Raw genomic sequence first — 14,534 nt, forward strand, 5'->3', positions numbered from 1 at the left:
AGAGATGGTGCAGCTGCCCCCGATAAGCATCGGTTCTGGGAGCCCGGGGCTCACGATCGGCGCCGCGACGGGGGAGGATGGCGCCATGACCGAGCAGCCCCGGTACGGCGCGCCGTCGCCCGCCGACGGGCCCACGAGCCCCGGCACCGGGGCGGTGTCGCGCGCGGACGTCGCCGCGGCACCGTCCACGACACCGGCGGCCGGGCCCGTCGACCACCCGACGATCCCCGACGGCGCGGCCGCCGCGCGTCCCCGCATCCGGACCTCGCCGGGGCGCACGAAGATCGGCGGAGCGTGGATCGGGCTGATCCTCGGCGCCGTCGTGCTGGTGTTCCTGCTGGTCTTCGTCCTGCAGAACCTCGACCCCGCGCGCGTGGCGTTCCTGTGGTTCGAGGCCACGCTGCCGCTGGGCATCTGGCTGCTCTTCGCCGCGATCGCCGGGGTGCTGCTGCTGGCCATCCCCGGACTCGGGCGGATGGTGCAGTGGCGCCGGGCCTCCCGCCGGACGGGGGCGGGCCGGTGAGCCCGTCGCTGCGCCTGTCCGGGGAGGCGCTGCCGCTGGTCGGCCGCGCCCGCGCCTACGTCTGCGGCATCACGCCGTACGACACCACCCACCTCGGCCACGCCGCGACGTTCGTGTGGGCCGACGTCGCCACCCGGGTGCTGCGCCGCGTCGGCATCGAGGTCGTGAGCTGCCGCAACGTCACCGACGTCGACGACGTCCTCGACGCCGCCGCCGAGCGGGCCGGGGCACGCTACGACAGCTTCGCCGCGGTCGGGCAGTTCCGCTTCGACCGCGACATGGCCGCCCTCGGCGTGCGGCCGCCGACGCACGAGCCGCGCGCCCACAACCACGTCGACGGCGTCGTCGCCCTGGCCGCGGCCCTGCTCGAGCGCGGTGCGGCGTACGAGCGCGACGGCGCGGTGCTGTTCCGCGCCGACCGCCTCCCCGCGGCGGAGACGTCGCCGGACCCCGACGAGACCTCGGCCGAGACGCCCTGGGCCGGCGCCGACGACCCGGGCGACGCGCTGGTCTGGCGTCCGGCCGCCCCCGGCGAGGCGGCGTGGCCCAGCCCGTGGGGCGACGGCCGCCCGGGCTGGCACGCGGAGTGCGCGGCGATGGCGCTCACGGTCCTCGGCCCGGCCGTCGACCTCCACGTGGGCGGCGCCGACCTCCGCCACCCCCACCACACCACCCAGGCCGCGATGGCCGAGGCCGTCACGGGCGTGCACCCGTTCGCGCGGGCGCGCCTGCACGTCGGGACGGTGCGGGTCGGGGGGCAGAAGATGGCCAAGTCGGCCGGCAACCTCGTCCTCGTCGGCGAGCTGCTCGAGACCCACTCGGCCGCGGCCGTCCGCCTGCTGCTGCTCGACCGCGCGTGGGCCGGGGCGTGGGACGTCGAGCGCGGTGCCCTCGACGCCGCCGAGGCGCGGCTCGAGCGCCTGTACGCGGCGGCCGCGCGGCACGTGGACGGCGACGCCGCATCCGCCGCCGTGCTCGAGCGGCTCCTCGACGACCTCGACGTCCCCGGCGCGCTCGCCGTCGCCGAGACCGAGGGCGGCGAGGCCGCCCGCACGGCGCTGGCGGTGCTCGGCCTGGCCTGAGGGTCGTGGCCTGCGCAACTGCTCCCGCGTGTCCGGGGGCGGCTCGCCGCGTGTCCCCCTACCGTGGTGCCGCGCGCCGGGTGATGCTGGTGGGGCGCACGGGGCGGCGAGGGGAGGTGGGCCGCGTGGCGGCAGGGACGCGCTGGTGGCGTCGCGACGACGAACTCCACCCGGAACCCCGCCCGGCCGACGAGGTCTGGGGCGGCCCGGGCGACGTGACGCTCGCTCCGGCCCCCCGCCGGGCCCCGGACGACGACGCTCTCGTCGACGCGCCGGTCGCCGACCCACCCGCCGACGACACCGCCGAGCGGGAGGCGCGCGAGCAGGCCGAGCGCGAGGAGCGGGAGCGCGCCGAGCGGGAGCGCGCCGAGCAGGAAGCCCGCGAGCAGGCCGAGCGCGAGGAGCGGGAGCGCGCCGAGCAGGAAGCCCGCGAGCAGGCGGAGCGCGAGGAACGGGAGCGCGCCGAGCGGGAAGCCCGCGAGCAGGCCGAACGCGAGGAACGGGAACGCGCCGAGCAGGAAGCCCGCGAGCAGGCCGAACGCGAAGCCCGGGAACGCGCCGAGCGCGAGGCCCGGGAGCAGGCCGAACGCGAAGCCCGGGAACGCGCCGAGCGCGACGCCCGGGAGCAGGCCGAGCGGGAGGCCCGCGAGCGCGCCGAGCAGGAGCGGGTGTCCACCCTCCCGAGCGCGGAGCCCGTCTCACCGGCGATGGCGCGGGACGCGGCGGCGCGGGAGGCCGCGGCGCGCGAGGCGGGGGCAGCCGACCGGCGCCGACGCCGGCGCCGCGTCTACCTGATCTTCCTGATCGCGCTGGCGGCGGTCGCCGCGGTGTGGATCATCCCGCAGCTCGTGAACCTGGCCGTCGCGGCCTTCCTCGCCCTCGGCCTCTGACGCAGTGATCGACCTCCGCGGAGCGGACGTCTCGTTCAGCGGAACGCACGCTACGCGAACCTCGATCATGCGCGAGAGGGACGGATCCGCTCGCGGTCCCGCTGCGTCGAACCCCGTGTGAGCACCCATGAGCAGCGCATCAGGTTCCGCCAGCTGGTCCGGCGCCAGCACGGCGGGGTGAGCCTCGAGCAGGCCGCGGCCGTCGGCCTCTCCCGGCAGGCGGTGGCCCGCCGTGTCGCGGCGAGGGCGTGGTTCCCGGCCGGCCCGCGGGTCTACCAGGTGGCCGAGCACGAGGCGACGCCCCGGTCGCGGGCCGTGGGCGCGCTGCTGTCGCTGGGCCCGGAGGCCACGCTCGTCGGGACGTCGGCGGCGTGGTGGTGGCGCCTCTGGGACACGGCCCCGGCCCGTCCGCAGGTGGCCGTGCCCCCGGATCGGCGCCCGCGGCCGCGCGACGAGGTCGACGTCGCGCGCCGGCGCATCGAGCCGGACGACCGCACCCGCGTCGACGGGCTCTCCGTGACGACACGCTCCCTGTCCGTCCTCGACGCCGCGGCCGACCTCGGCGTCGACGACGGCGCCCGGCTCGCGGACCGCGCCCTGCTGCGGGAGGCCGTGACCCTGGAGAGGCTCCGCACCGCCCACCGCCGTTACTCGGGGCGTCGCGGAGCGCCGGTCGGCGCCGAGCTCATCGCCCTCGCGGAGGGCGGGGCGCGGTCGTGGGCGGAGCGGGAGCTGCACCGGCGCCTCCGCGCTGCGAGCCTCGGGGGCTGGACCGCGAACACGGAGGTGGTCCTACCGGGCTACGGGCGCGCCGTCGGTGACGTCGTGTTCGCCGCCGAGAAGGTGATCGTCGAGGTCGACGGGTGGGCGTACCACCGGGACCTGCGCGCCTTCCTGCGCGACGGCCCGCGACAGTCGGCCCTGGCCGCCGCCGGCTGGGTCGTCCTCCGCACCCACTGGTACGAGCTGCGCGAACGCCCCGACGCCTTCCTGGCCCGGCTGGTGGCGACGCTGCGGGCGCGGTGATCACGGCCGACGGGCGCCACCGTCGGTGCAACCCGCTCCCGGCCCGTCGTTACGCTCGGAACATGGCACGAGGGGTCACGCGGATGTCCGGGCTGTTCCTGCGCACGCTGCGCGAGGACCCGGCCGACGCCGAGGTGACCAGCCACAAGCTGCTCGTCCGCGCCGGCTACGTCCGCCGCGTCGCCCCCGGCATCTACTCGTGGCTGCCGCTCGGGATGAGGATCCTCGAGAAGGTCGAGCGCGTCATCCGCGAGGAGATGGCGTCGATCGGCGGGCAGGAGGTGCACTTCCCGGCCCTGCTGCCCCGCGAGCCCTACGAGGCCACCGGCCGCTGGACCGAGTACGGCCCCGCGCTGTTCCGCCTCAAGGACCGCAAGGGCGCCGACTACCTGCTCGGCCCGACGCACGAGGAGCTGTTCACCCTCATGGTCAAGGGGGAGACCAGCTCGTACCGCGACTTCCCGGTGATCCTCTACCAGATCCAGACGAAGTACCGGGACGAGGAGCGCCCGCGCGCGGGCATCCTGCGCGGCCGCGAGTTCGTCATGAAGGACTCGTACTCCTTCGACATGACCGACGAGGGTCTCGACGAGTCCTACGCGAAGCACCGCGAGGCCTACCTGCGCGTCTTCGACCGCCTCGGCCTCGAGGTGCAGGTCGTCTCGGCCATGTCCGGCGCGATGGGCGGGTCGAAGTCCGAGGAGTTCCTCGCGACGTGCGCCGCCGGTGAGGACACCTACGTCCGCTCGCCCGAGTCCGGCTACGCCGCCAACGTCGAGGCGGTGACGACCACCCCGCCGCCGGAGCAGTCGGTCGCCGACAAGCCCGAGGCGGTCGTGTACGACACCCCGGACACCCCGACGATCGAGACCCTCGTCGCGCACGTCAACGGGCTTGGTCTGGGCCGCGAGTTCACCGCCGCCGACACGCTGAAGAACGTCATGGTCAAGACGCGGCTGCCCGGCGCGAGCGAGTGGACGCTGCTGGGCGTCGGCGTCCCCGGCGACCGCGAGGTCGACATGAAGCGCCTCGAGGCGTCGGTGGCCCCGGCCGAGGTCGCGCTGCTCGAGGACGCCGACTTCACCGCCCACCCGTTCCTCACCAAGGGCTACATCGGCCCGGTCGGGCTGGCCAAGAACGGCGTGCGCTACCTCGTCGACCCCCGCGTCGTCACCGGCACGGCCTGGGTCACGGGCGCCGACGAGCACGGCCGCCACGTCGTCGACCTCGTCGCCGGTCGCGACTTCACCCCCGACGGCACGATCGAGGCCGCCGAGGTCCGCGAGGGCGACCCCTCGCCCGACGGCGTCGGGACGCTCGTCGCCGCCCGCGGCATCGAGATGGGCCACATCTTCCAGCTCGGCCGCAAGTACGCCGACGCGCTGGGGCTCACCGCGCTCGGGTCCGACGGCAAGCCGGCGACGATCACGATGGGCTCCTACGGCATCGGCGTCACGCGCGCCGTGGCCGCGATCGCCGAGCAGCACGCCGACGACAAGGGTCTCGTGTGGCCGGCCGAGGTCGCGCCGTACGCCGTGCACATCGTCGTCGCGGGCAAGGACCCGGCCCAGGCCGAGGCCGCGACGGCGATCGCCGACGGGCTGGCCGCGGCAGGGCTCGACGTCCTGCTCGACGACCGGAAGGCCTCGCCGGGCGTGAAGTTCGCCGACGCCGAGCTGCTCGGCATGCCCACCACGCTGACGGTCGGGCGCGGGCTCGCGAACGGCGTCGTCGAGGTCACCGACCGCGCGTCCGGCGTCCGCCGCGAGGTGCCGGTCGACGACGTCGTGGCCGAGCTCGCCCCCTGACCCTCAGCGCAGGATCTCGATGAGCAGCACCCAGGCCTGGCTCAGCCCGCCGACGATCGCGGCGAGGACGGCCACCAGCAGCCAGTAGAGGCCGCCGGCCCCGTCGACGAGGAGCCCGAGGCCCGCCAGCGCGGTCGGCACGACCGTCGCGGCGGAGGGCAGCACGGGGGAGAGGAACCACTGCAGGCGGCTGCGCTGCGGCGGCCGCACGCGGTGCCACCACCCCAGGGCCGCCCCGGCGACGGCGCCGATGACGAGCAGCGCCGTCCCCGCGAGGCCGGGGGCGAGGTCCGGCGTGAGGAGCACGACCGACGCCAGCAGCGGCGTCGTGAGCATGACCAGCGTCGCGGCGGCGCGCTCGGGCAGCCCCCGGCCGGTGAGGATCGCCTGCACGTTGATCGAGACGGCGACGACGAGCAGGCCGGCGAGCGCCGCGCTCGCGCCGGCCACACCGACGCCGAAGTCGTGCCACCGGTCGAGGTCCGTCGCAGCACCCACGGCGTCGGGCTCCTAGCGGATGAGGAACGAGGCCAGCAGGGCCACGATCACCGAGTTGTAGACGAAGGTCAACAACGTGTGCAGGTTGACCACCCGCCGCATCGCGGGGGTCGTGATGCTGACGTCGGTCGCCCCGAACGTCGTCGCGACGGCGAGGGCGAAGTACCGGTAGTCGGCGAAGTCGCCGGTGCGCGTCCCGGGGAAGTCCAGGCCGGGTTCGTCGAGGTCGCGCTGCGCGTAGTGCACGGCGTAGGCGGCGATCGACAGCGCCCACGAGCAGAACAGGATGCTCAGGGTCAGGGGCGCGAGGACGAGGTCGTCGGCGGCCAGGTCGGGGACGTGCGGGAGCACCAGCGCCGCGGCGAGCGCCACGATCGTGGCCTCGAGCGCGAAGGCCGGCCCGCCACCGAGCGCGGACCGCCGCGGCACGCCCGACCGCGTCGCGTCGCGCGCCCGCATCCGGGCGTGGAACCCCTCGGGCCCGACGCGGCCGAACGTCCGCAGCGTCAGCACGGTGTAGACGACGGCGAACAGGTCGAAGCCGACGAGGAACAGGATCGCCCGCGACGACCAGAGGTGCTCGGAGAGGAAGGTCGTCCCGTCCAGGACGATCCCGACGGGCAGCGTCAGCACGACGGCCACCGCCAGGGCCACCGACCCGCGGGCGGCGTCGCGGCAGAGGCGGGGGGTGGACGGGGCCGGCGTGTCGACGTCCGTCACGCCGGGCGGGCGAGCGTCGTGGCGATCCAGTCGTGCACGACGCGCTCGAACCGGAACTGGCCGAGCCCCTCGCAGTGCCCGGCGGCGCCCTCGGCGGCGGTGAAGGCGTGCCGTGTCACCGGCCCGCCCACGGCGGCCACGAAGGGCTCGCTCTGGCCGGTGGAGGCGAAGTCGCCCTCGGGCTCGAGGACCAGCACCGGGCAGGTGATGCGGTCGGCGAGACCGTCGAGGGTGAACGTGGCGAGCGCGCGGAAGTAGTCGCTCAGCGTGGACACGCCGTGGGTGGCCATCCGGCAGCGGAAGTCGTTGGCCCGCTGGGGATCGGCGAGCAGGCCGGCGAGGTCCGCGTCGAGCGTGGGGTCGTGGTCGAGGACGCGCTGCCAGACGGCGTCGCCCATCCGGCCCCGCAGGGCCCGGCCGAAGTCGTACTGGCCGGGGTCGCAGACCAGGGCCGCGATGCGGTCGTCGCCCGTGACGCCGCGCGGGGCGAGGTAGCCGGCGAAGCTGCGCCCGAGCAGGACCAGCGCCGCGGGGTCGACCCCGGGACGGTCGACCAGCCAGTCGACCACCGGGCGCAGGACGGTCTCGAAGTCGGGACGCAGCGGCAGGCCGCGCCGGTAGAGCACGCCGCCCTGCCCCGGGCCCTCGACGATGAGGCAGTTCCACCCCTGCTCGAGGGCGCCGACCGCCGCGTCGAGGTAGCCGCCCTCGGCCGTCGAGTCGTAGCCGGCGGGGGCGATCACGGTCGGCCGCAGGGCGTCGGGACCGGCCGGGCGGAGCAGGTAGCCCGCGGCGACGACGCCGTCGCGCTCGATCTCCATCGTCTCGACGTGGTGGTCCATGAGGGCCGCCGCCGCCCGGAACGCGTCGACGTGGGCGGCGTAGTCGTCCTGCAGGTCCTGGCGGGTGAGGTCGTCGCGGGCGAAGAAGAAGGCCTGGCGGTAGTACTCGCAGGCGCGCAGGAAGCAGCGCCGCGCGCTGACGCGGTGGCCGGCCGCCAGGCTCTCGTCGCCCTCGGCGCGCACGGCGTCGGCGGTCGTGCGCCACTCGTGCCGCCACGAGCCGAGATCCCCCGGGGTGATCCGGCCGGCGGTCGCGCCGACCTCGCCGAGGTCGGCGGCCCCGCGCATCGCGGCGGTGAGCGAGCGGTCGAGCTGGGCGTCGAACGACGTGTCGCCGGTGCGCAGGACCGGCCCGGTGTCGCCGACGAAGTCCACCCGCGGGGTGCTGGACGTGGAGGTGGACATCGTCGGGCTCCCGAGATCGGCAGGGCAGCGGTCACCGGGAACATAGTCACGGTGTGCCACGCCAGGCGAGGGTCTCGGCGATCGCGATGAGAGATCTTCGCTCGTTCGGCCGCTGTGACCGCTGCGCTGCGACTACCTGCTGTCAGCTCACCCGCTGCCGGCGCTCCAGTCCCACCGACACGGCGAGGACGACGAGGCCGATCAGGGGCAGGGCGGCGCCGACCGCGGCCGGCGCGTCGTAGCCCAGCCCGGAGGCGAGGACCACGCCGCCGAGCGCCGCGCCGAGCGCGTTGGCGACGTTGAACGCCGAGTGGAAGCTCGCGGCGGCGAGGGACGGGCCCTCGGCGGCGAAGTCGATCAGACGCCCCATGAGGGCCGGCCCGGCGGACAGACCGACGAAGCCGAGCGCGAAGAGGCCCACGGTCGCGGCGATCGCGTCGTGCGCGGCGAGGGTGAAGCCCGCGAGCACGGCGGCATAGACCACGAGGGCGATCGCGATCGTCGCCCGCGGCGCGCGCTCGGCGAACCGCCCGCCGGCGACGTTGCCCGCGGTCATCCCGATGCCCAGCGCGCCGAGCATGAGCGGCACGGTCGTCGCCGACACGCCGGCCTGGTTGGTCAGGATCGGGTTGATGTAGCTGTACACGGCGAACAGGCCGCCGAAGCCCGCGGCGATGACGCCGAGCGTCAGCCAGACCTGCGGGCGCGTCAGCGCGGTCAGCTCGCCGCGGATGCTGCCGCCACCGGCCTCGCGGGGGTTCGGCACGAGCGTGGTCACGGCCAGCACGGTGACGAGCGCGATGGCGGTCACCGCCACGTAGGCGCTGCGCCAGCCGAAGGTCTCGCCCAGCCAGGTGGCGGCGGGGACGCCGATGATGTTGGCGATCGTCAGCCCGAGCATCACGGTCGCCAGCGCCCGGGCGCGCCGCTCCGGCGGCACGAGGGCCGCGCCGAGCACGGCCGCGGTGCCGAAGTAGGCGCCGTGGGGCAGGCCGGCGAGGAAGCGCAGGCCCACGAACGGCAGGAACGACGGGGCGAGCGCGGACAGGGCGTTGGCGACGACGAGGAACACCGCCAGCGCCACGACCAGCTTCTTGCGCGGCCAGCGGGCGCCGACCAGCGCGATCAGCGGGGCGCCGACGACGACGCCCAGCGCGTAGGCACTGATGGCGACCCCGGCCGTCGGGACGGAGACGCCGAGGTCGGACGCGAAGCCGGGCAGCACGCCCATGCTCGCGAACTCGGTGGTGCCGATGGCGAGACCGCCCAGCGAGAGGGCGGCGAGGCTGACGCCGACCGGGACGCGGCTCGTGCGCTCCGGCGCCGCCACCGGGGCGGGCCCCGGTGGCGCTGCGGGGGCGGGGGTCTCCGTGGAGGTGGGCGGGGTCATGCGGGGACCTCCAGCGGGAGCAGCGGCAGGACGTCGTGCAGGGTGTCGATCGCGAGGTCGGCGTCCACGCCGCGCAGGCCCGCGACGGTGGCGCCCGCGGCGCGGCCGGCGGCGACCCCGACCGGCGAGTCCTCGACGACGAGGCACTCGGACGGCCGGACGCCGAGCAGCTCGGCGGCCGTGAGGTAGCCCTCGGGGTCCGGCTTGCCGGCGGCGACCATGTCGCGCGGCACGAGCACGGGGAACCCGAGACCGGCGGCGCCCAGGCGCGCGCGGGCGAGCCGCGTGTCGGCGCTGGTCACCACGGCCCAGGGGAGGAACGCCGCGTCGAGCTCCGCCAGGAGCTGCGCGGCGCCCGGGGCGGCGACGACGTCGTCGAGGTCGACGTACTCGTGCTCCAGGTGGTCGCGGGTCGCCGCGGCGACCAGGGCCTCGTCGAGGTCCGGCCGGACCCGGCGCACGGTCGCCTCGGCCGGGTGGCCCGGCATCACCGCGAGCACGGCGGCCGGGTCGGCGCCCCACCGGCGGGCCCAGGTCCGCCAGGAGCGCTCGACGGCGGCGTCGGAGTCGACCAGGGTGCCGTCCATGTCGAGCAGGACGGCGGAGAACGGTCCGGTTCGTGCGGGCGCCGGGAGCGGCAGCACCACGGTGGTTCCTTCCGGGGCAGCGAATATCCTCGTTCTCCGAGCATAATCAGGGTCATGAGCGCGTCAACGGAGACCGGACGTGAGCCGGGTCGCGCCCGGGTGGACCGGTGGCGCACCAGCGCGGAGGTGCTCGACGAGGTCCGCCGCACGCCCGGCATCACCCGCGTCGAGCTCGCGCGCCGGCTCGGCCTGTCGAGCGCGTCGGTGACGGAAACGGTCACGCGCCTGCGGGAGACGGGCTGGCTCTGCGAGCACCGGGCGCCCGTGCAGGGCCGCGGCCGTCCCACGACGTCGCTCGACGCCGCGCCCGGCGGGCCGCGCGTCGTCGCCGTCGACGTCCGTCACGAGGACTGGCGGGTCGGCCTCGCGGGCCTCGACGGCGAGGTCACCGGCGTCGTCGCCGCCCGTCACGACCGCGACCCGGCCGGCGTGACCGCGGGCCTGTGCCGGGCCGTCGCGGAGATCGGCGCCGGGCACCGCGTCGTGGCGGTGGGCCTCGCCGCCCCTGCCCCGGGCTCCGACGACGGGCTCGTGCACGCCACCGAGCTGGCGTGGGACGCCGTCGACCTCGGCTCGGTGACGCGGTGCCTCGGACCGGAGCCGGTGCCGCTGCGCGTCGGCAACGACGCGACGCTCGCCGGGGTCGCCGAGGCCCGCACGGGCGCGGCCGCGGGGGCCCGGACGGCGGTGTTCCTCACCGTCGAGGTCGGCCTCGGCGGCACCCTGCTGCTCGACGGGCGCCCGCACCTCGGCGCCCACGGCGCGGCGGGGGAGTACGGCCACCTGCCCTTCGGCGACCCGGCGCGGCGGTGCGCCTGCGGGGCGTCGGGGTGCTGGGGTCCGGAGGTCGACGGTCGCGCCCTCGCCCGCCTGCTCGGCGACACCGTCCCCGCCGACCCGCGGTCGTACGCCGAGGCCGTGCTGGGGCGGTGCGCCGCGGGCGACGGCGCGGTCGTGGCCGCGGTCAGCGCCGCCGCCGCGGGGCTCGCGCGCGGCGTCGCCGGGGTGGTGCACGTCCACGACCCCGACGTCGTCGTCCTCGGCGGCCTGGCCCGCGGCCTGCGCGCGGCGCCGGGGTTCGACGAGGCCTACCTGCGCGGGCTCATGGCCTTCCGGCGCGACCGTCCGGTGCCGGTGCTCGACGCGGTGCACGGCGACGACGGGGCGCTGCACGGCGCCGCGGCCCTGGCGCTGGACCACGCGACGAGCCCGGAGGGGCTGGCCGCGATCAACCCGGGATGAGGCTAAGGCGGACCTTGCGGGTGGGGTTGTCGGCGTTGGTGTCGACCAGGCACACCGACTGCCAGGTGCCCAGCGCCATCCGCCCGCCGATCACCGGCACCGACATCGACGGGGCGACGAGGGCGGGCAGGACGTGGTCGCGCCCGTGGCCCGCCGAGCCGTGGCGGTGCGACCAGCGGTCGTCGGCGGGGAGCAGCTCCCGCAGCGCGGCGAGCAGGTCGTCGTCGCTGCCGGCGCCGGTCTCGATGATCGCCACGCCCGCCGTGGCGTGCGGGACGAACACGTGGAGGAGGCCGTCGCCCGCCCCGTCGACGAAGCGCGTGCACTCCCCGGTGATGTCGCGGACGGTCTCCCGCCCACCGGTGCGGACCTCGATCTCCTCGCTCAACACCCGACCGAGGGTAGGGGCCCGCGCGGGGGACCTCCGAGGGTGCAGGATGCGCGCCGTGCACCCCGACCCCTCCCAGCAACGCGGCTCCGGACACGTCGCCGTCGCGGTCGTCACCGGCGCGGGCCGGGGCATCGGCGCCGCCCTCGCGGCGGCGCTCTCGGCGCGCGGCCACCACCTCGTCGTCACCGACGTCGACGGCGCCGCGGCGCAGGCCACCGCCGAGGCCCTCGACGGGCCGGCGACCGCCATGCCCCTCGACGTGCGCGACCCCTCGGCACACCGCGCCGTCGCGCTCGCCGCCGCGGCACTGGGCGACGTGACGGTGTGGGTCAACAACGCCGGCGTGCTGAGCACCGCCCCGGCGTGGGAGGCCACCGACGACGAGGTGTCGACGACGTTCGAGGTCAACACCCTCGGCGTCGTGCACGGCAGCCGGGCCGCGGTCGAGGTGATGCGCCGCGGGGACGTCCTCAACGTCGTGTCGCTGTCGGGTCTCGGCCCGACACCGGGCTTCGCGCTCTACGGGGCCAGCAAGGCCGCCGCCCTGAGCTACTCGCAGGCCCTCGACATCGAGCTCGCCGCCGCCCGCCGGCCCGTCCGCATCCGCTCGCTGTGCCCCGACGTCGTCGACACCTCCCTGGTGAGCAACGTCGCCCACCGGCCCAGCGCCGCCCTGCTGTTCACCGGCACCCGGCTGCTGTCGGTCGACGAGGTGGTCGACGCCGCCATGGACCTCATCGGCTCGCGGCGCGCCATGCGCACCGTCCCGGGCTGGCGGGCGGCGCTGCAGCGCACGTCGGCGACGCTGCCGACGCTGGCCCGGGTGGCCGTCCCGCTGGTGGCCCGTGTCGGTGAGCGGCGGCGACTCTCCCGCTAGCCGGGAGCGCGCCCGACCCCCCCCCGTCACGCGCCGCGGACGGGGGTCGTGATCGGATCGTGACCGTCTCGGCTACGTTGAGCGCGGTCCCTGTCCCCCGAACGTGGAGGATCGGATGCTGGTCCTGGCTCCCGATCCCCGTCTCGGTATTGCTCCGGAGCGGGTGGCGCGGGTCCGCGCCCTGCTCGAGGAGGCGGAGGCGGGCGGCCCCGTCCCCGGTCTCGCGGTCGCGCTGCCCGGCGGCCCCGACGGCGTCCTCGACGCCGTCGTGGTGCGCCCGGACGGCGTGCTCGGCCTCGCGCCGCTGCCCGCGGGCGAGCGCGAGGCGGCGCGTGACGCGGCCCGCGCGGCCGTCGGCGCCGGGGGAGGGGCGCTGCTGACGCGCGAGCCCGCCACCCCTGCTACCGGGTCGGCGCGGATCCGGACCCCTCGCACCGGCGCGACGGCCCGCGAGGCCGCCGACGAGCTCGACCGCCTCCTCGGCCTGCCGGACCCGCCCTGCGGGGCGCCCCGGCGCGTCCTGGCGACCCTCGGTGACGATGACGAGTCCGGCGCGGGTGCCACGCGCGCCGCGCTCGCCGCTCCCGTCGGCTCGTTCCGCGTGCTCGACGGCGACGACGTGCGCCGGCTGCTCGTCGCGTTCCGGCTCGCCGAGCACGACCCCGGCGACGCGCGCCTGGCCGAGGCCGGCTTCCTCGACCCCGGCACCCCCGCGCTCGGCGCGGGCGCCTCGCCGGAGACGGCGCCGGTGCCGGTCCCCGCGAGCCGGTCCGGCTCGCTGCCGCGGACCGGGGTGCTGCCCGCCTCGGCGCCCGGATCCTCGGCGCCCGAGTCCTCGGGACCGCCACCGCCGGGCGGGGCCATCGGCGGGCTCGTGTCCCGGTCCGGCCGCGCCGCGTCCCGCGGGCGCTACGGCGGGCGGCTGCCCGACTGGGTCTGGGGCTGGCGCGGGCTGACCCTGGCCGCGGTCGCCGCGTTCCTCGTGGCGCTGGGCCTCGCGTTCCTCGTCGGCCGCGCGGCCACCGGCGGCGACCCGACCCCCGACGCGGCCGTCACCCGCACCGTCGACGGCATCACCTTCACCCGCCAGGTGGCCACCACCGACGCGACCTGCGACGGCCACGCCTACCGCCAGGCGGCGTCGTTCCTGCGCGAGCGGCCGTGCCTCCACCTGGACCGCTCGCTGTGGTCGGGCGTGGCGGACGGCCAGCAGATCGTCGTCGCCGTGGCCACCGTCCAGCTGGCCGACACCACCACCGCGGGCGCGTTCCGCTCGCTGGTGGACAGCGACGGCACGGGCAACATCTCCGACCTGCTGCGCGAGCAGCGCGGCTACCCCGGTGCCCCGCCGGCGCTGACCGGCCAGGGCTACGCCTCCGCGCAGCTCGGCGACCGCGTCGTCGTGGCCGAGGCCGACGGGATCGACCCGGGCTTCACCGACGGCGCCGCCCTCGACCGCATCTCCCGCGCCGGTCTCGCCCTGCGGTGAGGGCTTCGCCTCGTGAGTGATCCGGGTCGTCCCCACGACCCACATCACTCACGTGGCGGAGCCATCCCCCGGGAAGGCGGGGACGGGCGGGGTCCGGCCGGCGAGCGTGCGCCAGGTGACCGAGGTCGTGGCCGAGTCCGTGACGGCGTCGAGGGCGAGGCGGCGCAGGTCCGCGTCGGTGGGCTCCGTGCGGTCGGCGACGGCCCGCCAGGCCGCGGCGACGTCCTCCTCCGCGACCACGGCGAGCGCGGCGGCCGACGTGGCGTCGGTGACCGGCGCGGGCGGGCGGTAGGCCGCGGCGGCGGGCGGCGGCGTGACCCCGTCGCGGGCGAGCAGCGCCACCACGGCGTCCCGGCGCTCCCGGTGGCGCAGCGACGCGGCCGCGAGGGCGGTGGCCGTCGAGCCCGGCAGGAACGCCGACACGAGCCCGTAGGTCCACACCGCGGCGTGCTCCGTGCCGAGCGCGGCGACGACGGCGCCCTGCAGGTCGTCGTCGAGGCCGCCCGGTGTGGTCATGCCAGCACCGTCGCGTAGCCCGCGCAGCTCGCCGCCACCGAGGTCAGCAGCCCGCAGCGGTACGACGCGGTGGTCAGGGCCAGGGCGCCCGCGGCGTCGTGCGCGCGGCCCAGCGAGCCGCGCAGCGCGGTGACCGCGGCCTCCGCGCTCGCCGTCGGCGTCGCCGGGGCCGGGGTCGCGCCCGCGGC

General features: G+C 76.8%; 15 protein-coding genes and 1 pseudogene. 8 read left to right on the forward strand and 8 right to left on the reverse strand.

The features are described from left to right. The first annotated feature begins 85 nt into the window (after positions 1-85). From ABD994_RS16225 to ABD994_RS16245, 5 genes are all read left to right on the forward strand, one after another. Positions 86-523, forward strand: coding sequence for a LapA family protein (locus tag ABD994_RS16225; protein WP_345416802.1), 438 nt, complete (start codon positions 86-88; stop codon positions 521-523). Then, positions 484-1,605 (forward strand): cysteine--tRNA ligase, encoded by a 1,122-nt coding sequence (locus ABD994_RS16230; protein ID WP_345416805.1) that lies wholly within the window; start codon positions 484-486, stop codon positions 1,603-1,605. Before ABD994_RS16225 ends, ABD994_RS16230 begins: the two co-directional genes overlap by 40 nt. Before the next feature lie 125 nt (positions 1,606-1,730). Continuing rightward, positions 1,731-2,495: a hypothetical protein gene (locus ABD994_RS16235; protein ID WP_345416808.1), complete on the forward strand. Its 765-nt coding sequence runs from the start codon at positions 1,731-1,733 to the stop codon at positions 2,493-2,495. 117 nt (positions 2,496-2,612) lie between these two features. Further along, positions 2,613-3,521 carry an endonuclease domain-containing protein gene (locus ABD994_RS16240; protein ID WP_345416811.1) on the forward strand — a complete coding sequence of 303 codons (909 nt, stop codon included), beginning with the start codon at positions 2,613-2,615 and terminating at the stop codon, positions 3,519-3,521. A 62-nt stretch (positions 3,522-3,583) separates the two neighbouring features. Continuing rightward, positions 3,584-5,329: a proline--tRNA ligase gene (locus ABD994_RS16245; RefSeq protein WP_345416814.1), complete on the forward strand. Its 1,746-nt coding sequence runs from the start codon at positions 3,584-3,586 to the stop codon at positions 5,327-5,329. Between the two features lie 3 nt (positions 5,330-5,332). On the opposite strand, the gene ABD994_RS16250 is transcribed toward ABD994_RS16245, so the two are convergent. The 5 genes from ABD994_RS16250 to ABD994_RS16270 form a co-directional block, all read right to left on the reverse strand. Further along, complete coding sequence (locus tag ABD994_RS16250) at positions 5,333-5,827, reverse strand: hypothetical protein (RefSeq protein WP_345416817.1); 495 nt, start codon at positions 5,825-5,827, stop codon at positions 5,333-5,335. 12 nt (positions 5,828-5,839) lie between these two features. Continuing rightward, positions 5,840-6,547, reverse strand: a complete 708-nt coding sequence (locus ABD994_RS16255) for a DUF1345 domain-containing protein (protein ID WP_345416820.1) — start codon at positions 6,545-6,547, stop codon at positions 5,840-5,842. Then, on the reverse strand, positions 6,544-7,794 hold the full coding sequence (locus tag ABD994_RS16260; protein ID WP_345416823.1) for an alpha/beta hydrolase family protein: 1,251 nt from the start codon (positions 7,792-7,794) through the stop codon (positions 6,544-6,546). Before ABD994_RS16260 ends, ABD994_RS16255 begins: the two co-directional genes overlap by 4 nt. 142 nt (positions 7,795-7,936) lie before the next feature. After that, positions 7,937-9,184, reverse strand: a complete 1,248-nt coding sequence (locus ABD994_RS16265; RefSeq protein ID WP_345416828.1) for an MFS transporter — start codon at positions 9,182-9,184, stop codon at positions 7,937-7,939. Then, a complete protein-coding gene (locus ABD994_RS16270; protein ID WP_345416831.1) occupies positions 9,181-9,831 on the reverse strand; it encodes an HAD-IA family hydrolase in 651 nt (216 codons plus the stop codon). The genes ABD994_RS16265 and ABD994_RS16270 overlap by 4 nt, the downstream gene beginning before the upstream one ends. 54 nt (positions 9,832-9,885) lie before the next feature. On the opposite strand from ABD994_RS16270, the gene ABD994_RS16275 reads away from it, so the two are divergent. After that, positions 9,886-11,073, forward strand: coding sequence for an ROK family transcriptional regulator (locus ABD994_RS16275; RefSeq protein ID WP_345416834.1), 1,188 nt, complete (start codon positions 9,886-9,888; stop codon positions 11,071-11,073). Here ABD994_RS16275 and ABD994_RS16280 read toward each other — a convergent pair. Then, on the reverse strand, positions 11,060-11,464 hold the full coding sequence (locus tag ABD994_RS16280) for a secondary thiamine-phosphate synthase enzyme YjbQ (RefSeq protein ID WP_345416837.1): 405 nt from the start codon (positions 11,462-11,464) through the stop codon (positions 11,060-11,062). The genes ABD994_RS16275 and ABD994_RS16280 overlap by 14 nt on opposite strands. 55 nt (positions 11,465-11,519) lie before the next feature. On the opposite strand from ABD994_RS16280, the gene ABD994_RS16285 reads away from it, so the two are divergent. Together ABD994_RS16285 and ABD994_RS16290 are read left to right on the forward strand one after the other, a co-directional pair. After that, positions 11,520-12,341: an SDR family NAD(P)-dependent oxidoreductase gene (locus ABD994_RS16285; RefSeq protein ID WP_345416840.1), complete on the forward strand. Its 822-nt coding sequence runs from the start codon at positions 11,520-11,522 to the stop codon at positions 12,339-12,341. A gap of 115 nt (positions 12,342-12,456) precedes the next feature. Continuing rightward, on the forward strand, positions 12,457-13,830 hold the full coding sequence (locus tag ABD994_RS16290) for a hypothetical protein (RefSeq protein ID WP_345416843.1): 1,374 nt from the start codon (positions 12,457-12,459) through the stop codon (positions 13,828-13,830). Between the two features lie 48 nt (positions 13,831-13,878). Here ABD994_RS16290 and ABD994_RS16295 read toward each other — a convergent pair whose 3' ends face one another. Further along, on the reverse strand, positions 13,879-14,346 hold the full coding sequence (locus ABD994_RS16295; protein ID WP_345416846.1) for a ferritin-like domain-containing protein: 468 nt from the start codon (positions 14,344-14,346) through the stop codon (positions 13,879-13,881). After that, positions 14,343-14,534, reverse strand: a pseudogene (locus ABD994_RS16300) (hypothetical protein); the annotation flags it as partial. The pseudogene ABD994_RS16300 and the gene ABD994_RS16295, both read right to left, overlap by 4 nt.

Origin of the sequence: Actinomycetospora chlora (assembly GCF_039542135.1) — a bacterium.
GTDB classification, from domain to species: Bacteria; Actinomycetota; Actinomycetes; order Mycobacteriales; family Pseudonocardiaceae; genus Actinomycetospora; species Actinomycetospora chlora.